At 60.6% G+C, this 23535-nt stretch carries 18 protein-coding genes and 1 tRNA gene; 8 read left to right on the top strand and 11 right to left on the bottom strand.

The genetic code is table 11. The annotated features are described in order from the left end of the window. Window positions 1–9 precede the first annotated feature (9 nt). The 3 genes from EX00_RS11085 to EX00_RS11075 form a co-directional block, all read right to left on the bottom strand. Window positions 10–3333, bottom strand: a complete 3324-nt coding sequence (locus EX00_RS11085) for a transglutaminase family protein (protein WP_047457045.1) — start codon at window positions 3331–3333, stop codon at window positions 10–12. Between the two features lie 280 nt (window positions 3334–3613). Further along, window positions 3614–5041 carry a mannose-1-phosphate guanylyltransferase/mannose-6-phosphate isomerase gene (locus EX00_RS11080; RefSeq protein WP_047457043.1) on the bottom strand — a complete coding sequence of 476 codons (1428 nt, stop codon included), beginning with the start codon at window positions 5039–5041 and terminating at the stop codon, window positions 3614–3616. A 265-nt stretch (window positions 5042–5306) separates the two neighbouring features. After that, window positions 5307–6407, bottom strand: a complete 1101-nt coding sequence (locus EX00_RS11075) for a DUF475 domain-containing protein (protein WP_047457042.1) — start codon at window positions 6405–6407, stop codon at window positions 5307–5309. 429 nt (window positions 6408–6836) lie between these two features. Between EX00_RS11075 and EX00_RS11070 the strand changes: the two genes are divergently transcribed. Beyond that, window positions 6837–7085, top strand: a complete 249-nt coding sequence (locus EX00_RS11070; protein ID WP_047457040.1) for a hypothetical protein — start codon at window positions 6837–6839, stop codon at window positions 7083–7085. 68 nt (window positions 7086–7153) lie between these two features. Here the strand turns inward: EX00_RS11070 and EX00_RS11065 are convergent, their stop codons facing one another. Both EX00_RS11065 and EX00_RS11060 read right to left on the bottom strand, forming a co-directional pair. Next, window positions 7154–7627 carry a hypothetical protein gene (locus tag EX00_RS11065; protein ID WP_047457039.1) on the bottom strand — a complete coding sequence of 158 codons (474 nt, stop codon included), beginning with the start codon at window positions 7625–7627 and terminating at the stop codon, window positions 7154–7156. A 94-nt stretch (window positions 7628–7721) separates the two neighbouring features. Then, a complete protein-coding gene (locus EX00_RS11060) occupies window positions 7722–7952 on the bottom strand; it encodes a hypothetical protein (protein WP_047457038.1) in 231 nt (76 codons plus the stop codon). Window positions 7953–8168: 216 nt separating this feature from the next. On the opposite strand from EX00_RS11060, the gene EX00_RS11055 reads away from it, so the two are divergent. Then, window positions 8169–8480: a hypothetical protein gene (locus EX00_RS11055; protein WP_007701009.1), complete on the top strand. Its 312-nt coding sequence runs from the start codon at window positions 8169–8171 to the stop codon at window positions 8478–8480. A 154-nt stretch (window positions 8481–8634) separates the two neighbouring features. Here the strand turns inward: EX00_RS11055 and EX00_RS11050 are convergent. Next, a tRNA-Val gene (locus EX00_RS11050) sits at window positions 8635–8709 on the bottom strand. Window positions 8710–8792: 83 nt separating this feature from the next. Then, a complete protein-coding gene (gene cpdR1, locus EX00_RS11045) occupies window positions 8793–9155 on the bottom strand; it encodes a response regulator CpdR1 (protein WP_004117561.1) in 363 nt (120 codons plus the stop codon). Window positions 9156–9440: 285 nt separating this feature from the next. Here cpdR1 and EX00_RS11040 point away from each other — a divergent pair, with 285 nt between their 5' ends. Then, entirely contained in the window at window positions 9441–10325 is an 885-nt protein-coding gene (locus EX00_RS11040; protein ID WP_047457709.1) for an N-formylglutamate amidohydrolase, read from the top strand. Window positions 10326–10750: 425 nt separating this feature from the next. After that, window positions 10751–11524, top strand: coding sequence for a histidinol-phosphatase (gene hisN / locus EX00_RS11035; RefSeq protein ID WP_047457037.1), 774 nt, complete (start codon window positions 10751–10753; stop codon window positions 11522–11524). Window positions 11525–11574: 50 nt separating this feature from the next. Here hisN and EX00_RS11030 read toward each other — a convergent pair whose 3' ends face one another. Both EX00_RS11030 and EX00_RS11025 read right to left on the bottom strand, forming a co-directional pair. Beyond that, window positions 11575–12549 carry an alpha/beta fold hydrolase gene (locus tag EX00_RS11030; RefSeq protein WP_047457035.1) on the bottom strand — a complete coding sequence of 325 codons (975 nt, stop codon included), beginning with the start codon at window positions 12547–12549 and terminating at the stop codon, window positions 11575–11577. Between the two features lie 162 nt (window positions 12550–12711). Beyond that, window positions 12712–13191: an Lrp/AsnC family transcriptional regulator gene (locus tag EX00_RS11025; protein WP_047457033.1), complete on the bottom strand. Its 480-nt coding sequence runs from the start codon at window positions 13189–13191 to the stop codon at window positions 12712–12714. Window positions 13192–13321: 130 nt separating this feature from the next. Here EX00_RS11025 and EX00_RS11020 point away from each other — a divergent pair, with 130 nt between their 5' ends. Together EX00_RS11020 and EX00_RS11015 are read left to right on the top strand one after the other, a co-directional pair. Continuing rightward, the gene (locus tag EX00_RS11020) at window positions 13322–13738 is read left to right on the top strand and encodes a DUF2000 domain-containing protein (protein ID WP_047457031.1); all 417 of its coding nucleotides are present in this window, start codon (window positions 13322–13324) and stop codon (window positions 13736–13738) included. A 367-nt stretch (window positions 13739–14105) separates the two neighbouring features. Then, entirely contained in the window at window positions 14106–14570 is a 465-nt protein-coding gene (locus EX00_RS11015) for an Hsp20 family protein (protein WP_047457029.1), read from the top strand. Between the two features lie 104 nt (window positions 14571–14674). On the opposite strand, the gene EX00_RS11010 is transcribed toward EX00_RS11015, so the two are convergent. Next, on the bottom strand, window positions 14675–15694 hold the full coding sequence (locus tag EX00_RS11010) for a bile acid:sodium symporter family protein (RefSeq protein WP_047457028.1): 1020 nt from the start codon (window positions 15692–15694) through the stop codon (window positions 14675–14677). Window positions 15695–15802: 108 nt separating this feature from the next. Here EX00_RS11010 and EX00_RS11005 point away from each other — a divergent pair, with 108 nt between their 5' ends. Next, a complete protein-coding gene (locus EX00_RS11005) occupies window positions 15803–16660 on the top strand; it encodes a LysR substrate-binding domain-containing protein (protein ID WP_047457027.1) in 858 nt (285 codons plus the stop codon). Window positions 16661–17036: 376 nt separating this feature from the next. Here EX00_RS11005 and EX00_RS11000 read toward each other — a convergent pair whose 3' ends face one another. Beyond that, entirely contained in the window at window positions 17037–18083 is a 1047-nt protein-coding gene (locus tag EX00_RS11000; protein ID WP_047457025.1) for a threonine aldolase family protein, read from the bottom strand. A gap of 563 nt (window positions 18084–18646) precedes the next feature. Between EX00_RS11000 and gltB the strand changes: the two genes are divergently transcribed. Further along, window positions 18647–23386 (top strand): glutamate synthase large subunit, encoded by a 4740-nt coding sequence (gene gltB, locus EX00_RS10995; RefSeq protein ID WP_047457023.1) that lies wholly within the window; start codon window positions 18647–18649, stop codon window positions 23384–23386. The last annotated feature ends 149 nt before the right edge of the window (window positions 23387–23535 follow it).

Raw genomic sequence — 23535 nt, 5'->3', positions numbered from 1 at the left:
ATTCCTGTTTCAAACTCCTATCGGCCGCCTGAGATCAAGCGTCAGCGGAAATTCCCCCGACACCGTTTCCGCCCGCAGGGTATAATCGCCCGCCGTATGCCCCCAAGGCTCGAAGCGCGCCAAGCGTCGCGCTTCGGCTTCGTTGCCATTGACGGGGAAAGTGTCATAGTTCCGGCCGCCCGGATGGGCAACATGGTAGATGCAGCCGCCAATCGAACGTTTCGACCATGTATCATAAATATCGAAGGTCAGTGGCGTATTGATCGGCAGAACCGGATGCAGGCCGGAAGCCGGATGCCAGGCCTTGTAACGGACGCCGGCAACCGAAACGCCGGAGGCACCCGTCGGCGTCAGCGGCATGGCGCGGCCGTTGCAGGCGACGGTGTAGCGTTCGGGATTGTTGGTTTCGAGCCGCACCTGCAACCGCTCTAACGATGAATCGACATAACGGACAGTGCCGCCGACCGCACCTTCTTCGCCCATGACATGCCAAGGTTCGAGCGCCTGGCGCAGTTCCAGCTTGCTCCCCTCGTATTCGACTTCGCCGCAGAAGGGGAAGCGGAATTCGAGTTGGGCCTGGAACCATTCGGGACGGAGGTCGAAGCCGTTTTGCCGGAGGTCGGCGAGCACATCGAGAAAATCCTGCCAGATATAATGCGGCAGCATGAAACGGTCGTGCAATGCGGTACCCCAACGGACGAAATTACCGTCGATCGGATTGCGCCAGAAGCGGGCGATGAGGGCGCGGACCAGCAACTGCTGGGCAAGGCTCATGCGGGCGTTCGGCGGCATTTCGAAGCCGCGGAATTCCACCAGCCCCAGGCGGCCGGTCGGTCCATCCGGTGAAAACAGCTTGTCGATGCAGATTTCGGAGCGATGGGTGTTGCCGCTGGAGTCGGTCAGAAGATTGCGGAACAGGCGGTCGACGAGCCAGGGCAGCGGCGGGATGCCGTGGCCCGGCGCCGGCACCTGGGACATCGCGATTTCCAGCTCGTAGAGGCTGTCGTGACGCGCCTCGTCGAGGCGCGGAGCCTGGCTGGTCGGGCCGATGAACAGGCCGGAGAAAAGGTAGGAGAGCGCTGGATGGCGCTGCCAATGCAGCACCAGGCTCTTCAGCAGGTCCGGCCGGCGCAGGAAGGGGCTGTCGCCCGGATTGGCGCCGCCAACGACGACATGGTTACCACCGCCGGTGCCGGTGTGGCGGCCATCGATCAGGAACTTGTCGGTGCCGAGGCGGGTCTGCCGGGCCTCTTCATAGACCGCTGTGGTGATGTCAACGCAGTCCTGCCAGTTCGACGCCGGGTGAATGTTGACCTCGATCACGCCGGGATCGGGGGCGACGCGGATGACGTTGATGCGCTCGTCCTGAGGCGGTGAATAGCCTTCGATATGCACCGGCAGTCCGAGTTCCGCCGCCGCATTTTCGGCAGCGGCCAGCAGTTCGAGATACTGTTCGATCCCTTCGGTCGGCGGCATGAAGACACAGAGCCGTCCGTCGCGCGGCTCGACCGAGATGGCCGTGCGCACAGCACCACGGATATCGCCAAGTGTCTGTTCGACGCGCGATTGCGCGCCTTCGCCGGCCTGGAAGGACGCTTCAGGCATGGCGCGGCCCGCCGGCACGATGACATCGGGCAAAGGCGTGCGCGGGATGGAGGGGTCGACGGTATGGATATAGGGATAACGTGATGGCGGCACATAGGGCAGGGTGCCCAGCGGCAGGCGGTAGCCGATCGGCGAGTCACCCGGCATCAGGTAGATCTTGCCGCGCCGTGTGCTCCATTTCTCACTGAGCCAGCGTGTGCCCGAGGCGCGCGCATTCCAGGCCTGCACGGGAAGGACATAGCCGGTCGCCGTCGTCAGGCCGCGCTCGAAGACGCGGGCGATGCGGCTGCGTTCCTCGGGGTCCTTGAGTTTCGAGTTGGACGGATCGACGTTTTCCGGCAGGCTGCCTTCCTTGATGATCCATTCGGCCGGGTCTTCATAGGCTGGCAGCACCATCTCGGGCTCGATCGCCAGCTCCCTGGCAATCGCGCTCAGAAGCTTTCCGGCATCCTCCACGTTGGCGCCGGTCTTTGCGGTCTCTTGCGCAATCAGAGCGGGGTTCTGCCAGACTGGCTTGCCGTCCTTGCGCCAGTAAAGCGAGAAGGTCCAGCGCGGCAGGCTTTCGCCCGGATACCATTTGCCCTGGCCGTAATGCAGGAAGCCGCCGGGCGCGAAGCGGTCGCGCAGGCGGCGGATCAGCTGATCGGCCATGTCGCGCTTGGTCGGGCCGACGGCGGTGGTGTTCCATTCTTCTGACTCGAAGTCGTCGATCGAGATGAAGGTCGGCTCACCGCCCATGGTCAGGCGTACGTCGTCGCTTTGCAGGACGCGATCGACCTCTTCGCCGAGCGCGTTCAGCGCATCCCAGCTTTCGTCGGAGAAAGGCTTGGTGATGCGTGGGTGCTCGGCGACGCGGGTGACCGTCATCGCGAAGTCGAACTCGGTATTGGCTTGCCCGGAATAGCCGCCGGAGATCGGGGCGGCGTTGCGGTAATGCGGCGTCGCGGCGAGCGGAATATGGCTCTCGCCGGTGAGAAGCCCCGAGGTTGGGTCAAGGCCGACCCAGCCGGCGCCGGGAAGATAGACCTCCACCCAGGCATGCAGGTCGGTGAAGTCCACCTCCGTGCCCGAGGGGCCGTCGAGCGCCTTCAGGTCCGGGGTGAGCTGAATGAGGTAGCCGGAGACAAAGCGGGTGGCGAGGCCAAGGTGGCGAAGGACCTGGACGAGCAGCCAGCTGGTGTCGCGACAGGACCCTTTGGCTGTCTCCAGCGTTTCCTCCGGCGTCTGCACGCCGGTTTCCAGGCGGATGACGTAGCCGATCTCCTGCTGCAGCCGTGCATTGATGCCGACGATCATGTCGACTGTAGGCTGCTGCTCGGAGCGGTCGAGCGTGGCGAGGAAGGCTTCGAGGCGCGGCCCCGGCACCTCCGGCTTCATGTAGATCGACAGATCCTCGCGAAGGGTTTCGGGATAGTCGAAGGGCCATTTGGTGGCCTCTTCCTCGACGAAGAAATCGAAGGGATTGTAGACCGTCATGTCGGCAACGAGATCGACCTCGATCTTCAGCTCGGTCACCGGATCGGGAAAAACGAAGCGGGCGAGATAATTGCCGTAGGGGTCCTGCTGCAGATTGACGAAATGATTGGAGGGCGTGACCTTCAAGGAGTGGCTGAGCACGCGGGTCTTGGAATGCGAGGCGGGTTTCAGGCGAATGACTTGAGGGCCGAGGCGGACCGGATTGTCGTACTTATAGTGGGTGAGATGATAGATGCTTGCTTTGATCGCCATATGTCTCTTTGCCTAGCCCCGCATCGTTGTGCGGCAGTTGCTGTTCCCGTCGGCAGTGTGTGCAATGCAGCGAGAGAATGCAAGGCGTCTTGGCGGTCAATCGGGGTCAGCACACGGATGCAAAAATAAAACGGCGGGCTTTTGCCCGCCGCCTGGAAATCATTGCTGTCTAAGACCTTACTGCGCCGTGCGTCCAACCGGACGCGCTAGGGTCGCTGTAACACTTTGAACTGGCGCAAAATCCTTTCCTTAAATCGATTCCGATTTAAGGGGTTATGCGCTAGCTTCTGCCGAATTCATCGACTAGACGGATGATGTCGTCTTCGCCGAGATAGGAGCCCGTCTGCACCTCGATCAGCTCCAGCAGGATCTTGCCGGGGTTGGACAGGCGATGCACCTCGCCGAGCGGGATGTAGACCGACTCGTTCTCGCGCAGCATCTGTACGTTTTCGCCGACCGTCACCTCGGCCGTGCCCTTGACGACGATCCAGTGCTCGGAACGGTGGTGATGCTTCTGCAGCGACAGCTTCTTGCCGGGCAGCACGAAGATGCGCTTCACCTGGAAGCGTTCGCCATTCAGCACCGAGGTATAGCCGCCCCAGGGACGATAGGATGTCGGATGCGTCTCGGTGAGCTTGGCCGTGGTCTTGTGGCCGGCCAGCAGCTTGACCAGCTTGCCGACTTCCTGGCTGTCCTTGAGATGGCCGACATAGACGGCGTCTTCGCTGGCGATGACCGCGACATCCTCAAGCCCCTGCACGGCGAGATGGATGCCATGGGTCATGACGAGCGAGTTCTTGGTGTTGATCAGCGTCGTGCTGCCGGCGGCGACATTGCCGTTGTCGTCCTGCTTGCCGACCTTCCAGACCGAATCCCAGCTTCCGAGATCAGACCAGGTGAAGGGCGAGGGGACGACGGCTGCGTTTGCCGTCTTTTCCATCAGCGCGTAGTCGATGGAGATGTCCGGGCTCTTTGCGAAGGCGTCGGCATCGAGGCGAGTGAAATCGAGGTCGCGCTTCGATTTGGCAACAGCCTTGCTGGCCGCCTTTTCGACCTCTGGCGCATATTCGCCAATTTCGGAAAGGAGCTGGGCGGCGGAGAACATGAACATGCCGGAGTTCCAGTAGAATCCGCCGCTGGCGATCATCTCCTTGGCCTTTTCGAGCACCGGCTTTTCGACGAAGCGCTTGACGACATGGGCGCCGGTCGGCAGCGCCTTGCCGCTTTCGATATAGCCGTAACCGGTTGCCGGTTCGGTCGGCGCGATGCCGAAGGTGACGAGCTTGCCCTGAAGTGCTGTATCACGGGCGATCCGGACGCAATCATAATAGGTCGTGGTGGCGTCGATCTCGTAGTCGGAGCCAAGGACGTGCATGGTCGCGTCCTTGCCGAAGAGCTCGGTGACGAGCGCGGCGGCGGCGGCGACGGCGGCGGCGGTGTTGCGAGCCACCGGCTCCAGCAGCACGGCGGCCAGCTTCAGGTTGAGCTCGCGTGCCTGTTCGGCGACGAGAAAGCGGAATTCTTCGTTGGTGAGGACGATCGGCGCTTCATAAAGCTCGGGATCGGAAACGCGCTCCAGCGTGTTCTGAAAGAGCGTCCTGTCGCCGATGAACTGAATGAATTGCTTCGGCGCCGAGGCACGAGACAGCGGCCATAACCGTGTTCCCTTGCCTCCGGCCATGATCACCGGGACGATTCTTGCTGCCATTCTTTCTCTCTCCTAGACACTTATTCAAGCGTTACGCGAAGGTTTGCAACCTATAAGATTATCAATATCATTCTCTCGACAACTCATATCGTCATTGCGATCTGCCGTCGACTGGGAACTTCATCGATCTTAGTGTGGAAATTCTAATAGACTGTCATCGGGGAGGTTACGTTTCGACGAAAAGGAGGCAGTCGTGTGGCGGATCGTTTGCCACGAGACATGATCGTTGCCGCCATTGGGTGCGGCAACGATCATACATTCTCTGCTACGCCTCGGCCCGATCGCCCGGTTCTTCATGAGCGGGTTCATGCGTGACGCCGTTGCGCTTGTTGTAGCGGATCGACGACCACAGCGAGATACCGATCAGGGCCGCTCCGCCAAGGCCGGTGATGACCTCGGGAATATGCATGAGCGTCTGGATGTACATGATCACCGAGAGGATCAGGATGGCGTAGAAGGCGCCGTGCTCCAGGTAGCGATAGTGGGCAAGCGTACCCTTTTCCACCAGCATGATCGTCATGGAGCGCACATACATGGCGCCGATGCCGAGGCCGATGGCGATGATGAAGAGATTCTGGGTGAGCGCGAAGGCGCCGATGACGCCGTCGAAGGAGAAGCTGGCGTCGAGAACCTCGAGGTAGAGGAAGGCGCCGAAGCCACCCTTGGCGGCGGCGCTCATCGTCTTCTGCGATGCATCGAGAAAGCCGGCGAGAACTTCCACCAGCAGGAAGGTCAGGAGACCGTAGATGGAGGCATGGAGAAATGTCGTCGCCTCCTCGCCGCCGAGCAGGGAAGAAAAGACCAGAATGAGGATCAGCACGAAGGCGATCTCGATACCCTTGATGGTGGCGAAACGCGCCATCGCCTTTTCCAGGAAAGCGATCCAGTGCACATCCTTCTCTTGATTGAAGAAATAGGTGAGGCCGACCATCATCAGGAAGGTGCCGCCGAAAGCGGCGATGGGCAAATGCGCGTCCTGCATGATCCGCGCATACTGCTCCGGCTCTGCGGCCGCAAGCTTCAGCGCTTCCCAGGGATTGATCCAGGCCGCGATGGCGACGATCGCCAGCGGGAAGACGATACGCATGCCGAAGACGGCAATGACGATGCCCCAGGTCAGAAAGCGGTGCTGCCAGAGCGGCGTCATTTCCTTCAGCTTGTTGGCATTGACGATGGCGTTGTCGAAGGAGAGCGATATCTCCAGCACGGCCAGCACCGCGCAGATGAAAAAGGCTGTCGCGAGGCCACTGAACGTGCCGGTCGCATTCCAGCCCAGCAGCGCGCCAAGGGCGAGACCAGCGGCCGTAACAGCGAAAGCCCAGCCGAAATAGCCGAGCACGGATCTGGAGGAGGTGGGCTGCGTCATGGGCGCACCTCACCGCAAACGGAAGGAAGATATTCGGGTCGAAAGCGCAGCCGCGTGCCAAAGACGGCATGCGGGTAAGGCATGGTCAAACTATTCATGAAAAGAAATCCGCCGGCTCATCTGCAGGCGGTACCGACATCGCGAGAGCGCCGTAAAAACTCTCGCCAGAGGGGCCCGGCACCATAGTTCACTCCGCAGCCGATGTCAGAAGGCGCGAAGATGCCACCATTAGTTAGTGAAGTTGCAAGGCGCGTCAAGAGCCGAATTGGATGTGGGCGCTCTGGCCTCCGTTTATCTGGAATTTTCCGGAACCAAATGGGCAAAGGGGACGTTTGACCTTAAGGCGGGCAGGGCAATGTCCGTTGTCGAACGGATTCCTCAGGCGGATTCCATTGTCGGATAGAGAGCAACGGACAAGGAGAACCTCCCATGAGCCCCCACCCCATCCACCCCAAGGCGAAGGAACAAAGGCCGGAACTGACGGCACGGCAGAAACGTGCCCGGCCAAATTCGCTGCGCCAGGCGCAGGTGCTGCCGCCGCACAATGTCGATCTGACCTTGCAGCCCCAGACGCGTGATGATGTTCATGTGCCGGCGCATGTCAGCGGCGCGGATCTTTCGCGCGAAGCGCCGGGCGATGCCAATCACGGGAGCAAGAAAAAGGGCGGCTCCCAGTAAAATTCGGAAAGGGCGCTCTCGGGCGCCCTCCTCGACAGGGATGCGTTTGGTCCGCCTGAAGCTAGCGGTTACTTTTTGGTGCGCGGCGGCTTGCCGTTCGACAGGAAGCTGCCGGTAAAGCTCAGTTCGGTCGATTTCGCCGAGCATTGGAACGTGACAGGCTTGCCGGAATAAGGGTTGGAGAAGGTGCAGACGCCTTTTGCCTCAACCTGGCCGGCCATCTTGTTGCCGGCGCCGGTGGAGATGACCTCGACCGGCAATTGTATCGTCCCCTTGGTCGCGCCGGGCTTGATCCCGCGCCCGTCACCCTGGAAGCCAAGCATCTTGCCGCCGGCTGAAAAGATAAACGTCACCGAGCCGTCCGGTCCCGTCACGCTGGCGATCTGGGGCGTGCAGCCTTTGGACGCATCGAGCTTACCGACGACGAGCTTCGAACACTTGCCGTCGATGACGGCCACGCCGGGGCCAGGAAAATTCTGTGCGCCGGCACTCGTGGCAACGGTCATGACTGTCAAAGCAATGGCAAGGCCTGCGAATCGCATGTTACGGGCTCCTTTAAAGCCCGGACAGGTTTGCCGATCGAAATGTGGCAGTCAACCCGCAGCGCCCAGATACGACCGCGGGCAGGGTGCCGGATTAATCCGGCACAAGCGTTCCGATCAGTTGGAGAAGCGCATTCTGCCGGTTGCCGCCGCCGGCCAGGAAGTCATAGAGGGTCATCTGCTTTTCGGCGCCGCCATCGACGATGTAGTCGGATTGGCGGATGATGTAGACCTCGCCGCTATCGGTGTCTCGGGCGAGATGGAACAGATACTCATCACCGTTGGGCTTGTGATTTTTATAGAACTGCTTCTTTACAATCGCCATCTCGTCCTCCCGTACGATCAATGTCTTAGCATAACAGTAGTGTGACAGCGCGAGCGGAAGTCAAGCGATTCGCGAATGGAAATTGTGCGGATCCTGCCTGCCGCGACGGGTTCAGGCGCCGAACATCAGCATGTGATTGGATATTGAAGGAAAGACTATTATTCTCAGGCTGCGCGATCGAGTATTCGAGGCGCCACGAGCGAGAGGTCAAAGCAGATGAGAATGATGTTAGCGTTGGGAGCTCTATTGAGCTTGGCTTGCGTCTCCGCAGGCGAAGCACCCTCGAACTATCAGTCATACCACGGCGGCATCCGCGCCGACAGCGATCCCGTGCTTCTGGAGCGATATGACAGGGCACTGAACCGTTGCGAACCGGAGGCCTATTCCTGGCGTCGCGGATCGCCCGATCCGAACAGCACCCTGTACATTCTGGCATTGAGAAATTGTTTGTATAGACACGGTTTCGTGGACCGTGGCTTCTATGCCTATCCCACGTCGGCAGTGTTCCAGCACTTCCTGGACCTCTGATCGACCACGGTTTGTTGTCGCATTCGGGAGTGCCTTTTCCACAATTTGGAAAGGGCACTTTTTCGTCTGGAAGAGAGGCTGGGCCGATATGCCGAGGCCATATGAAAAAGGGCTCTCGGTTTCCCGAAAGCCCTTGCTTTTCAGCGAATTAGGATGGTGGGCGTGACAGGGATTGAACCTGTGACCCCTACGATGTCAACGTAGTGCTCTCCCGCTGAGCTACACGCCCATCCAATGGCGGCGCATAGATCATAAAACCTTGGGAGCCGTCAATAGGCTTTTTCAATTTTATGACGCCGTGCGCGGCAAGCCTTATGCGGCAAGGAGTTTGTTCACTTCGTCGACCAATTCGCGCAGGTGGAAGGGCTTGGAAAGTACCTTCGCATCCTTCGGCGCCTTCGAATCAGGGTTCAGCGCCACGGCGGCAAAACCGGTGATGAACATCACTTTCAGGTCCGGATCGAGTTCGGTGGCGCGACGCGCCAGCTCGATGCCGTCCATTTCCGGCATGACGATATCGGTCAGGAGCAGCGAAAAAGGCTCTTCGCGCAGCCGGTCATAGGCGCTTGCTCCGTTGTCAAAGGACAAGACCTTATAGCCGGCCTTTTCCAGTGCCTTCACAAGGAAGCGACGCATGTCGTTGTCATCTTCGGCAAGAAGTATCTTCTGGGTCATATCTGTTCGCTAATCAACTTTTGTCTTGTTGGACTTGTCCAGCGTGTAAGGTAGCCTCTGGCCGTAAACAAGCCGTGAATGGTCGGATGGGATATAATCATCCGTGTTCGCTGCGAAGTGGTTGTATCCAGAGGTCGCCTTGCGCGGCGGGTCCGGGTCGGACTTCAGGGCCGGTCGTTTCTCAGCGTTGGATTAAGGCCATTTTGCTAAAGTTAGTATGGACTTGCGGGCGTGCAACTGGCAACATGAATGTTGCGACAGGTTGTAGACACGGTAAAAATGTTGATGTCCGCAGAAATGCGTAATTTCGAGATTTTCGAGGTATTGGAGCCCGTCTCCCAGACAATTCCATTTGTCTATAGCTCGCCGCACAGCGGTCGCATCTATCCGCCCGATTTCATCGCCCAGTCCCGCCTCCAGGGCATCGCCATCCGCCGCTCGGAAGATCATTACGTCGACGAGCTGTTTTCGGCGGCGAGCGACCTTGGCGCGCCGCTGCTGCTCGCCAATTTTCCGCGCGCCTATATCGACGTCAATCGCGAGCCCTATGAGCTTGACCCGCGCATGTTCGATGGCGCGTTGCCGCCTTATGCCAACGTCAATTCATTGCGGGTCGCCGGCGGTCTCGGCACGATCCCGCGAATCGTCGCGGAAAACATGGAAATCTATGCCCGGCGCGTGCCGGTTGAAGATGCGCTCAGGCGTATCGATACGATCTACAAGCCCTATCATGCGACCCTGCGGCGGCTGATTGCCCGCACCCATGTCCAGTTCGGTTTCGGTGTTCTGGTCGACTGCCATTCCATGCCGGGCAATATCCGTATCGCCGGAAGCAATATGCGGCCCGATTTCATCCTGGGCGACCGCTACGGCACCAGCGCCTCGGCGGAGCTTTCGCGCGCCGCCATGCAGATTCTCGAGGAGCTCGGTTTCAACGCCGTGCGCAACAAGCCCTATGCCGGTGGCTTCATCACCGAGCATTACGGCCGCCCCTCCCGCGGGCTGCATGCCCTCCAGATCGAGGTCAATCGTTCGCTCTATGTCGACGAGGCGACGCTGGAGAAGCGTGCTGATTTCGATCAGGTGGCCGCTGCCATCACCCTGTTCATGAAGCGCATCGCCGAGCATGTGGAGTCCTACGCGGGTGACCCGGCGCTGGCGGCGGAGTAAGCGCAAGGCTCCGCATCGACGCCTCGGATGAGAGGCTATCCCGGATATTTCAGAGCAAACGGAATCTGCCGAATCGTCTGACTATAGTGATGGTCAGGCATATCTGCCGTTGCCGCGCGTGAGCGTGTGGCCCCTGTTCCCGCAAGTGCGAGACTCCCTTCGACAAAAAAAGAACCGCGCTTGTGGCGCGGTTAAGTCTAGGGAGGAAACACCCAAGGAGGGTATTTACAGTCAGAAGACTGTAGGTGGATGATGCTATCGCACTGCACAAATGTCAAGCAGAATATTGCAGTGCAAGATATTTAGGCAGTTTAGGAATTTCTGCTTGATGCGCGAGCATTCCGCCTCTTGCATCGGCATTCGGTTTGCTTCCCGATCTTTATGCGCTATGACTTCGCCCGCCCCGTCATTTATCCGGATCGACCATGCTTCCTGATCGCTCGTTCTTCTATCGTCTGGCCGAAGCGGCCAAGGCCGAAACCCTGCCGCGCTTTCGTGCCGGCGTCGATGTGCTCAACAAGGAAGCGCAAGGGTTCGACCCCGTGACCGAGGGCGACCGGGCCGCCGAAGTGGCAATCCGGGCGCTGATCGACGCGGAATTTCCCGATCACGGCATTCTGGGCGAGGAGCACGGCAGTGTCGGCCTCGACCGCGAGCATGTCTGGGTGATCGACCCGATCGACGGCACGCGCGCCTTCATTTCCGGCGTGCCGGTCTGGGGAACACTGATCGGCCTGCAGAAAAACGGTCGCGCCATCATGGGCATGATCGACCAGCCGTTTACCGGCGAGCGCTATTTCGCCGATGGCAACGGCTCGACCTATTCCGGCCCGGATGGCGAAAAGCGCCTCCGAGTGCGTGATTGTGGCAGCCTGTCGAAGGCCATTCTCTTCACGACCTCGCCGCATCTCTTCGTCGGCGAGGAGATGACCAAGTATCGCGAGATCGAGAGCCAGGTGCGGCTTTTCCGTTATGGTACGGATTGCTACGCCTATGCGCTGCTTGCCGCCGGCCATGTCGATCTGGTCATCGAAAATTCGTTGAAGCCCTATGATGTCGGCGGGATCATCCCTGTCATCGAACAGGCGGGCGGTATCATCACCACCTGGGATGGTGGCCGCCCGGAAATGGGCGGCTCCATCATCGCCGCCGGCAGCCGTGCGGTCTATGAGCAGGCGCGGGCGATCCTGTCGCGCTAGCTCTTTTTGCGCAATTCCGGACGGAAAACCGAAGCACACCTGGAATTGCGTTAGCTTCCGACGTCCATTGCCTCGGCATTCGCTTCGGCGTCGCTGCCGGGAATGAAGGCATTGATGGCGGCGAGCGCGGCGTTCCGGTAGATATCCCGTTCCTGCAGGATTTCGTGCTTCGATCCGTATATGGGCACGAGTTGGGCTGCGCGGAAATAGCGCGCCAGCCGCTCTTGATCGGCATAGGGCACGATGCCGTCGCGGGTCGGCGCGATCAGTATGGTCGGAATGCTGATCGAGAACAGATGTTCGGGCCTGGTGACGCGATTGATGGCGCGGAAGGCTTCCGACAGCCAGCGCGCCGTCGGCGGGCCGAGGATGAGCTGCGGATAGGTGGCGCCGATCGTTGTATTGCGCCGGTAACGCCGTTCGTCGCCGGTCAATGGGTTCTCGGGGAAGGGCCGTTCCAGATTTTTCTTGCTGAATTGTATCCGGCCAAGACCGATGGCGCTGGCTGCGCCTGAGATGGCGCGTACGAAGCCGGGCGAAGCTCCCTGGCCCATCAGGCCGACGAAGGGCGCGAGCAGCACCATGCGCTCGATCCGGCTCGCAAGCCGGGGTGCCGCCGACAGCGCGATCAGCGCGCCGGTCGAATGCGCCAAAAGGAAGAAGGGCAGGCGCGTATCCGGCAGCACGATCTTGTCGAGAAACGCGGTCAGGTCGCGCTCGTAGTCGGAAAAATGGTGGACATGTCCGCGCCGCGGGTCCTTCAGAAGTCGTTCGGATCCGCCCTGGCCGCGCAGATCGAAGGTCGCGACCCATAAACCCTTGGCGGTCAGATCGCGGATCGTCTCCAGATATTTCTCGATGAACTCGTTGCGGCCCTGCAAAAGCACCACGGTTCCGTTGGCGACGGGCTGTTCGCTGCGGAAGACGACATAGCGCAGCTTGCGCCCGTCAAAACTCTCGAAAAACCCCTCGATGCGGTTTTCCGGCACCGGATTGTCTGGCGTGGAATAGAGGATCGAATCCATGACGATGTCGCGCCTCGCTAGCAGGGTGGTTCTTTAGAAGGGGATAGCGCAGGCAGGGGGAATTGCAACTGCTTTGTTGAGAGGGTTAGGAGGCAATGCGGCTGGCGCAGGCGTGTCTCGTCGAGCGGGGAGGTGCCCCCAAGACGCTGCCCAGGCAGAGACTTAACGGCCCGCCACATCCAGCGGAAAGCCCCGGAACGGCTTGATCTCCTTGAGAACGAAGGTCGTCTGCATTTCCTTGATCCGGGGCAGGCGGCGTACGATGGTCATGGCGAAGTCGGCGTAGCTGTCAAGATCCGCCGCCACGACCTGCAGCAGGAAATCGGCGTCTCCGGCGATGCTGTAGCAGGCGACGACCTCGCTCAATTTCAGGACATCCTGCGAAAACTCCTCCGCTTCCGCCTCGCTATGGCTGTCGATCTTGACCCGGATGAAGGCAAGCACGCCGAGGCCGATCTGCCGACGATCGAGAACCGCCGTATAACTCTGGATGACGCCGCTCTCCTCCAGTTGCCGAACCCGCCGCCAGCAAGGCGAGGTCGAAAGCCCGACCTCGGAGGAGAGCGCCTGATTCGTCAGGCGGCCGTCGTTCTGAAGCGCGCCCAGGATGCGTGTGTCGACGGGCTCGAGCGGAAAGGGCATGATTCACCTGAAGAGGAATTAAATTAGGTAAAGTCTACCATAATTTCCGAATTTACTGCAATGAAAGGCAGGATAATTCTCAGGGAGAGAGATATTCTGCGGCGCAAATCCACTCTTCCTACAGGTCGCCATGTTCCCCGATATCCGTCTCGCCATCATCATCAACCCGGAACTGCCGCTCGGCCTGATCGCCAATACGGCGGGCGCGATCGCTATCGGCCTTGGCGCCAGATTTCCGGATCTCGCGGCACGACAACTTAGCGATCGCGACGGTCGCGCCATCGATATCAGTTCGAACTTGCCGGTTCCGATTTTGCAGGCGGATGCGGATACGATCCGGGCGCTGATGCTGAAGGCCCTGCCGCAGCCGGGAGAACAGGCAATCGTCCCCTTTCCGGCCTTCGCGCGGTCGCTGCACGACTATGCGGACTACGAGGCGACATTCCCCGGTCGGGATCTATCGGAAGAGGTGATCGACGGCCTGGGGTTTGCCGGCCCATCGAAATGGGTGAAATCGCTGACGGGATCGCTGAAGCTTTTGCGGTAGGCTTGATAGCTACCGCATCGCATAAAAAAGGCCGGCTTGCGGAGATAGAGAGATCCGCTGAGCCGGCCGAGTAAGGACTGAAGAAGAAGGGACGATATGCTTCAGTCATCGGATGTATTTGATGCATCCGACGGTTATATTGATAGTCCCGCCAGCCTGAACGGGCGCCGAACCGGGTGTTCATCTGCGGTTCACGCGGGTTTTCGGCGAAATCCGGTGCGGGCCATTGAGGCCTTGAACTCCCGAAAAACGATCCCCATCTCCATTCTGCGGGTGCCAAACGGGCCTGCAAAACCGTCCCGAGGCCGCCCAGAGCGGGGCTGCGGGGCAAATCGTAAATCGCAATCGTCGCTCACAGGAGGACACCATGCGTCACGTAGACTTTACTCCCCTTTACCGTTCCACCGTCGGTTTCGACCGTCTCTTCACCATGCTCGACAGCCTTGCGCAGCCGGATCAGGGTCAGACCTATCCGCCCTACAACATCGAGCGCACCGGCGAGAACACCTATCGCATCACCATGGCCGTTGCCGGGTTTGATGAAAACGAACTGAGCATCGAAGCTCATGCCCATGTTCTGCAGGTCAAGGGTGAAAAGAGCGAAGAGCCGGCGGAAGCCAGCGAATATCTCTATCGCGGCATCGCCAAGCGCGCTTTCGAGCGCCGCTTCCAGCTCGCCGATCATGTCGAGGTCCAGGCGGCTTCGCTGAAGAATGGTCTGTTGCACATCGATCTGTTGCGCGACATTCCCGAGACCATGAAGCCCCGCCGTATCTCCATCGCCGCCGAGCCGGTCGATACCCCGAAGGCGATCGAAGCCCATGTCAGCTAATCGTCGTCAGCCGAGAGGCTGAGGACAGATCCTCCCAAGATCAAAAAAGAAGCGGCGCTCCATCGGGGCGCCGCTTTTTGTATGGGAAGCGATATTGGGGATGCTCAAGCGGCGTTGGTCGCCCCGGTCGTCTGGGCATCCGCCTTGGCTGCCTCGCGCTTCTTGGCCGCATCCGCATATTTCTGGGCCAGGAAGGCGCAGGTCATCAGCTGGATCTGGTGGAACAGCATCAGCGGCAGGACGATGGCGCCGATACCCTGTCCGGCGAAGATGACGTTGGCCATCGGCACGCCGCTCGCCAGCGACTTCTTCGAGCCACAGAAGGTGATGGTGATCTCGTCGGCCTTGGAAAAGCCGAGCGCGCGGCTGCCGAACATGGTGATGCACAGTACCGTTGCCAGAAGCACCATGTTGGCGACGATGACGGTGGCGATGTCGAGCACCGAAAACGTATGCCACAGTCCCTCGACCACGGCCTCGCTGAAAGCGGAATAGACGACCATCAGGATCGAACCACGATCGACCGGCATCAGGATCTTCTTCTTCGAGCGAATCCAGTTACCGATCCACGGCTGTAGCAACTGGCCGGCGATGAAGGGAGCGAGCAGTTGCAGCATGATCTGCCACAGCACGTCCCAGGAAAAGCCGCCGCCTTGGCCGCCGACCGAAAACAGCACGCCGACGAGCAGTGGGGTGAGGAACATGCCGAAGATATTCGAAGCGGAGGCAGAGCAGATGGCGGCCGGAACGTTGCCGCCGGCGATCGAGGTGAAGGCGATGGATGACTGCACGGTCGAGGGCAGCACGCTCAGGAACAGCAAGCCGGTATAGAGCGATACAGGCAGGACGCTGTTCGGCACGACCTGGCCGATGCCGAGCACCAGCAGCGGGAAGATGCCGAAGGTCGTGAGCAGAATAACGAGATGCAGCCGCCAATGCAGCATGCCGGCAATGACGACATCGCGCGATAGGCGCGCGCCGTGCAGGAAGAACAGCAGGCCGATGGCAAAGTTGGTGGCGACGCTGAAATAGTGGGCGCTCGCTCCCTGTACCGGAAGGAAGGATGCCGTCAGGACCGTCAGGACGAGCAGCATGGTGAAGGTATCTGGAAGAAAGCGGCGCATCGCGCAAATCCAATCGCAATTACAAAGCTACATCATTTGCCTTGCAGTTAGACCTATCGTGATCCACGATGCAAGGAATAACAGTTATCGCAATTCAGGATAAAAGCGATGCTCGATCTCACGCAATTGCGCAGCTTCGTCGCGGTGGAGCAGATGGGTAGCTTCACGCTCGCCGCCGAGCGCCTTGGCCTTGGCCAGTCGACGGTCAGCCAGCATATCCAGCGGCTGGAAGCCATACTCGGGCGCAGGCTGCTGGCGCGCGATACGCATCGGGTGGTGCTGACGGGTGACGGCGAGGCGCTGCTGGGTCATGCAAGGCAAATGCTGTCGATCGAAGGAGAGGTGCAGCAGCTCTTTGCCGGCAATAGCCTGCGCGGCAGTCTGCGGCTCGGCGTTTCAGAGGATTTCGTCACCAGCCAGTTGCCGGATGTGCTGGAGGAATTCGTCCGCTCGCATCCCTCCGTCGATCTCGAGCTGACGGTTGCGCTCAGCGGCACGCTCTACGAGATGCAGGACAATGGCGATCTCGACCTTGTACTCGCCAAGCGCCGTCTTGGCGATGTCAGGGGGAGGCTGGTCTATCGCGAGCCGCTGGTCTGGCTGGCGCGTGATCCGGAGCGCATTCGCTCACTTGCCGGCCCCTTACCGCTGATCGCCTTTCCGGCGCCGAGCGTTACCCGCGCCGTAGCACTTGAAGCGCTGCGCCGCCAGCAGGTGCCATGGCGCATCGTCTGTACCTGCGGCAGCCTCAGCGGCTTGACGGCGGCAGCGCGCGCCGGCATGGGCGTCCTCGTTCAGCCGCGCAGCATGGCGCCGGCGGGATTGTCGGAAATCGCGCCGGGCTGGCTGCCGGCCCTGGAGGATGTCGAGTTCGTGCTGGTGCCGCGCAAGGGTGCGGATCAACTGCTGGTCAGCGCCCTGTCGGAGGATATCCTGGCGAAGGTGAGGGGATTGCGATCGATATGAACTCCGGCCGCTTCGGATCGTGTGGATAGACGTAAAGAATTTAACGGGATTCATTCGCCGGCTGCCATATCCCTTTTCGCGTGTCTCTCTTCTGTAATGCACGCGATTCAGGTTCGAGTCAGCTTGCGCTGCTATCGTATTTGGCAGTGAATGAGCTGAAGCGAGGATATCAGCCCTTATGATCTATGGTGCGATCTTCATTTCCGGACTTGTAGCTTGCGTAGTGGCAATGACGATGATCGTTCATCATGCGCCTCCTTATGAGGGCGCATCGAACTTCACGATGTTGACGCATCGGGCTCAGAACTAGGCTTTTGTCGCCAGACTGAGCGCCGGCTGGCCAAAAGCCAGTTCGGCGCTCTTTTTTGTTCGATCGTCAAGCAAGGCAGGCGAGGAAGCCGGCGACATCGTCCTCGGTCGTGGCAAAGCTGGTGACGAGGCGGATCAGGGTCTCGTTGTTGTTCACCAGGTCTGGCTGCGATTCCGGGATCGGCCATTCATAGAACTTAGCGCCCTTGTCCTCGGCGGTTTTGGCGGCCGATTTCGAGATGATCGCGAAGACTTCGTTCGAGGCCGTCGGCCAGGCAAGGTGTGCATCAGGCGTCCGTTCGATGCCGGCGCGCAGGCGATCGGCCATGCGGTTGGAGTGGCGGGCAAGGTCGAGCCAGAGGCCATCCTGGAAATAGCCGTCGAATTGCGCGGCAATGAAGCGCGATTTCGAGAAAAGCTGGGCGGCACGCTTGCGGATGAAGTGCATCTCTCTCGCCTGTTCCGGATTGAAGAAGACGATCGCCTCGGCGCACCAGCAGCCGTTTTTCGTGCCGCCGAAGGAGAGGATGTCGACGCCACGCTTCCAGGTCATCTCTGCCGGGCTGGCGTCGAGCGCGACCAACGCATTGGCGAAACGCGCGCCGTCCATGTGCAGCGGCAGCCCGTTCGCCTTGCTGATGGCGGCGATGGCGTCGATCTCGGCGAGCGAGTAGACCGTGCCGATTTCCGTTGCCTGGGTGATGGTCACGGCGGCGGCGCGGCCATGATGCACGGCGTCCTGTGGGAAGCGCGCGACCTTGGTGGCGAGCGCCTTTGGGTCGATCTTGCCGAGAGCACCGTCAACGGTCGCGAGCCTCGCACCGCTGAAGAAATCCGGCGCGCCGCATTCGTCCTCGGCGACATGTGCCTCGCTGTGGCAGAAGCTGATCCCGCCCGGCTTCTGGACACTGGCGAGCGATAGCGAATTGGCGGCGGTGCCGGTGGCAACGAAAAAGACGGAGACTTCGCGCTCGAAAATCTCGGCAAACTTGGCTTCGACCTTTTGGTCGAGATCGCTGGTGCCGTAGGCCGAGGCGAAGCCGCCGGATTCGGCAAGCAGACGTTCGGCGATCTTGGAATGGGCGCCGGCCCAATTATCGGAAGCAAAAAACATTGATAACACCAACTGAGACTATAGGTTTGCGGGAAAGGTAGTTAAGGTCTGCCGGACATTAATCCAATGGTGCGGGCTATCAAGAGTGCAGTGCTGAAGGACTCATCACAGAAATTGATCTAAGCAATCAATAAACAAAATGATGCGTCGCAGCGAAACTTTCTTGCTTGAAATTTGCAACATTGGCAATCTTCCGTCGCGCGTTGACGAAATTTTGCCGTTTTGCTCTTGCGAAGGCAGACGCTTTCTGTCATAGAGCTGGTGAATTAGGACAGGGTTGCTGTCCTATTTTGGCCACCGAGGCCGAAGATGCGTCAAGGGTCCTGACGATGTCGGGATTTCGAGCTATAGTTACCGGGAGCACGCTCTTTGAAGCCTTCAAGGCGATGGGCGGAGCGGCGGTGGAATAGCAAGGCGCGGAACGCTGACGACAGGCTCCACCATGGGCCAGGTCTGCGACCGGATCTTCACAATGCAACAGCGCTGTCGCGCGTCGGACCGGCTAACGGGGCGACGCGGGACGAAGGATCGCCCGCGCCGCGGGCCTTACCGGAGGGAAGACGATGACGAACAGGACGCCGTCCATGACTTTTGACCAGACTGCTGCAGCCAATGCTGTCGCTGCGGCCAAAACGTCGAAACGCGCCGATCGTTTAACATCGGGGGGCATCCCACGGAAGCAAGGCCTCTACGATCCGCGCAATGAACATGACGCCTGCGGCGTCGGCTTCGTCGCGCACATGAAGGGCCAGAAGTCGCACCAGATCGTGCGCGACGGCCTGTTCATTCTCGAGAACCTGACGCATCGCGGCGCCGTCGGCTCAGATCCGCTGATGGGCGATGGCGCGGGTATTCTCGTGCAGATTCCGGATCGTTTCTTCCGCGAGGAAATGGCCTTGCAGGGCATCACCCTGCCGAAGGCGGGCGAATATGGCGTCGGCCATTTCTTCCTGCCGCGCGACGAAGCGCTGATCGAGCATTTCAAGACCGCCATCAAGCAGGTGGTTATAGAGGAAGGTCAGGTCCTGATCGGCTTCCGCGATGTGCCGGTCGACAATTCCTCGCTGTCGAAGGCGCCGGATATCGCCGCCACCGAGCCGCATCATGTGCAGGTCTTCATCGGCGCCGGCCGCGATGCCGGCACGAACGAGGAATTCGAGCGTCGTCTGTTCACCCTGCGCAAGGTGATCTCCAACCGCATCTATGCGGAATACGAAGGCGAAGAGAGCAGCTTTTATCCCGTGTCGCTGTCGAGCTCGACCATCGTCTATAAGGGCATGTTCCTCGCCTATCAGGTGGGTGCCTATTATAAGGACCTGGCCGATCCGCGTTTCGAGACGGCGGTTGCCCTGGTGCACCAGCGCTTCTCGACCAACACCTTCCCGTCGTGGAAGCTCGCGCATCCGTACCGCATGGTCGCCCATAACGGCGAAATCAACACGCTGCGCGGCAACGTCAACTGGATGGCCGCCCGCCAGGCGTCGGTGTCTTCGCCGCTGTTCGGCGACGATATCTCCAAGCTCTGGCCGATCTCCTATGAGGGACAGTCGGACACCGCCTGTTTCGACAACGCGCTCGAATTCCTCGTGCGCGGCGGCTATTCCATGGCGCATGCCATGATGATGCTCATTCCTGAAGCCTGGGCCGGCAACCAGCTGATGGCGGCCGAACGCAAGGCGTTCTACGAATATCACGCTGCTTTGATGGAACCGTGGGACGGCCCTGCCGCCGTCGCCTTCACCGACGGCAAGCAGATCGGCGCGACGCTCGATCGCAACGGCTTGCGTCCGGCCCGCTATCTCGTCACCAATGACGATCGCATCATCATGGCGTCGGAAGCCGGCGTTCTGCCGGTGGACGAAGAGAAGATCATCCAGAAGTGGCGCCTGCAGCCGGGCAAGATGCTGCTGATCGACATGGAAAAGGGCCGCATCATCTCCGATGACGAGGTGAAGTCCGAGCTTGCCAGCAAGCATCCCTATCAGAGCTGGCTCAAGCGCACGCAGTTGATCCTGGAAGACCTGAAGCCCGTGGAGCCCCGTGCGCTGCGCCGCGACGTGTCGCTGCTCGATCGCCAGCAGGCCTTCGGCTATACGCTGGAGGACACCAAGCTCCTGATGTCGCCGATGGCGACGACGGGGCAGGAGGCGATGGGCTCCATGGGTACGGATACGCCGATCTCGGCCATGTCCGACAAGCCGAAGCTACTCTACACCTATTTCAAGCAGAACTTCGCGCAGGTGACGAACCCACCGATCGACCCGATCCGCGAAGAGCTGGTGATGAGCCTCGTCTCCTTCATCGGCCCGCGCCCGAACCTGCTCGATCATACCGGCATGGCCAACGCCAAGCGGCTGGAAGTGCGCCAGCCGATCCTGACCAATGGCGATCTGGAGAAGATCCGCTCGATCGGCCACACGGAAGACCGTTTCGACACCAAGACGCTCGACTTCACCTATGATGTCGATCGTGGCGCCGAAGGCATGCCGGAAATGCTGGACCGTCTCTGCGAGCGCGCCGAAGCGGCTGTTCGCGGCGGCTACAACATTATCGTGCTTTCCGATCGCCAGATCGGGCCGGACCGCATCGCGATCCCGGCGCTGCTGGCGACCGCCGCCGTGCACCATCACTTGATCCGCAAGGGGCTGCGCACCTCGGTCGGTCTCGTCGTCGAAACCGGTGAGCCGCGCGAAGTGCATCATTTCTGCCTGCTCGCTGGCTATGGCGCCGAGGCGATCAACCCTTACCTTGCCTTCGACACGCTGCTCGACATGCATCAGCGCGGCGACTTCCCGAAGGAAGTTGACGCCAGCGAAGTTGTCTATCGCTATATCAAGGCGGTCGGCAAAGGCATCCTCAAGGTCATGTCGAAGATGGGCATTTCGACCTATCAATCCTATTGCGGCGCGCAGATCTTCGATGCGATCGGCCTGCAAGAAGAGCTGGTCGAGAAGTATTTCTTCGGTACTGCGACGATGATCGAAGGCATCGGTCTCGAGACCATTGCCGAGGAAACCGTCGCCCGTCACAAGTCGGCCTTCGGCGCGGACCCGATTCTCGCGAGCACGCTCGAGATCGGCGGCGAATATGCCTACCGCATGCGCGGAGAAAGCCATGCATGGACGCCGGATGCAGTGGCAGCCCTCCAGCATGCCGTGCGCGGCAATGCCGAGGATCGCTATCGCGAGTTCGCGGATATGGTCAACGACTCGGCGCTGCGAATGAACACCATCCGTGGCCTGTTCAAGATCAAGGATGCCGCAGCGCTCGGCCGCAAGCCGATTTCGGTCGATGAGGTCGAGGCCGCCGTCGATATCGTCAAGCGCTTCTCGACGGGCGCCATGTCCTTCGGGTCGATCAGCCGCGAGGCGCATACGACGCTGGCGATCGCCATGAACCGGATCGGCGGCAAGTCGAACACCGGCGAAGGCGGCGAAGAGTCCGATCGCTACGTGCCGCTCTTCGACGGCTCGCCGAACCCTGAACGCTCGGCGATCAAGCAGATCGCTTCCGGCCGCTTCGGTGTGACCACCGAATATCTGGTCAACGCCGATGTGCTGCAGATCAAGGTCGCGCAGGGCGCCAAGCCCGGCGAAGGCGGTCAGCTACCCGGCCACAAGGTCGACGCGACCGTTGCCAAGACCCGGCATTCGACGCCGGGCGTCGGCCTGATCTCGCCGCCGCCGCACCATGACATCTACTCGATCGAAGACCTGGCACAGCTGATCTTCGACCTGAAGAACGTCAACCCGACCGCCGATGTCTCGGTCAAGCTCGTCTCGGAAGTCGGCGTCGGCACGGTTGCCGCTGGCGTGGCCAAGGCGCGCGCCGATCACATCACCGTCGCTGGTTTCGACGGCGGCACGGGCGCTTCGCCGCTCACCTCGCTGAAGCATGCCGGTTCGCCTTGGGAAATCGGCCTTGCTGAGACACAGCAGACGCTGGTGCTGAACGGGCTGCGCTCGCGCATCGCCCTGCAGGTCGACGGCGGCCTGAAGACCGGGCGCGATGTCATCATCGGCGCGCTGCTCGGCGCGGACGAGTTCGGCTTTGCCACCGCGCCGCTGATCGCGGCCGGCTGCATCATGATGCGCAAGTGCCACCTCAACACCTGTCCGGTTGGTGTCGCGACGCAGGACCCGGTCCTGCGCAAGCGCTTCAAGGGCACGCCGGAGCATGTCATCAACTACTTCTTCTTCGTCGCCCAGGAAGTGCGCGAGATTCTCGCCTCGCTTGGCTTTGCCAGGCTGGACGACATCATCGGCGCTTCGGAGTTGCTGGAGAAGGACGACATGCTCGCCCATTGGAAGGCCAGGGGCCTCGACTTCAGCCGCATCTTCCACAAGGTCGACGCGCCGAAGGAAGCAACCTACTGGACATCACTGCAGAAGCACCCGATCGACGACGTTCTCGATCGCAAGCTCATCGAGCAGGCGGAGCCGGCGCTTACCAGCAAGACGCCTGTTGCCATCGAGGTCGGTATCAAGAACGTCGACCGTTCGGCCGGCGCGATGCTCTCGGGCGCTGTTGCCAAGCGTTACGGTGCCCGAGGCCTGAAGGACGATACGATCAGCGTCACGCTGAGGGGCACCGCCGGACAATCGTTCGGCGCGTTCCTGGCGCGGGGCATCACCTTCAACCTCATCGGTGACGGCAACGACTATGTCGGCAAGGGCCTTTCGGGCGGCCGCATCATCATCCGTCCGCCGGAGAACTCGAAGATCTTGGCCGAGCATTCGATCATCGTCGGCAACACCGTGCTCTACGGCGCGACCGAAGGTGAATGCTACTTCCGTGGCGTTGCCGGCGAACGCTTCGCGGTGCGCAACTCCGGTGCCGTTGCCGTTGTCGAAGGCGTGGGCGACCATGGCTGCGAATACATGACCGGCGGTGTCGTCGTCGTGCTCGGCGAAACCGGCCGCAACTTTGCAGCCGGCATGTCGGGCGGCGTTGCCTATGTGTTCGACGAGAAGGGCGATTTTGCCCGCCGCTGCAACATGGCGATGGTCGAACTGGAGCCGGTTCCGGAAGAGGACGAATTGCTGGAGAAGCTGCACCATCATGGCGGCGACCTCATGCACAAGGGACGCGTCGACGTCTCCGATGACATGACGCGCCACGATGAGGAGCGGCTTTACCAGCTGATTTCGAACCATTTCCACTACACGGGTTCGACGCGTGCGAAGGAAATCATCGATCAATGGACCGATTACCGTCCGAAATTCCGCAAGGTCATGCCGGTTGAATACCGTCGCGCCCTTGAGGACATGGAGCGGAACCGGATGAGCGTGGCGGCGGAGTGATCCGCGGCAGCGCCCTTTCCATTCGAGGGTTTCGCGCCTGATTGCGATCGCTGGTGTGGCGATCGCGACTGTCGAACAGCGGAATCAGATTTGAATTACAGCGCCGGACAAGGCAGCGGGACTTGCCTTCAGGCACGGGAGCCATCGGG

This window comes from Martinezella rhizogenes, from assembly GCF_000799715.1.
Lineage (GTDB): Bacteria > Pseudomonadota > Alphaproteobacteria > Rhizobiales > Rhizobiaceae > Rhizobium > Rhizobium rhizogenes_C.
The sequence above is the reverse complement of the archived record's forward strand: the minus strand, read 5'-3'. Positions and strand labels throughout refer to the sequence as shown.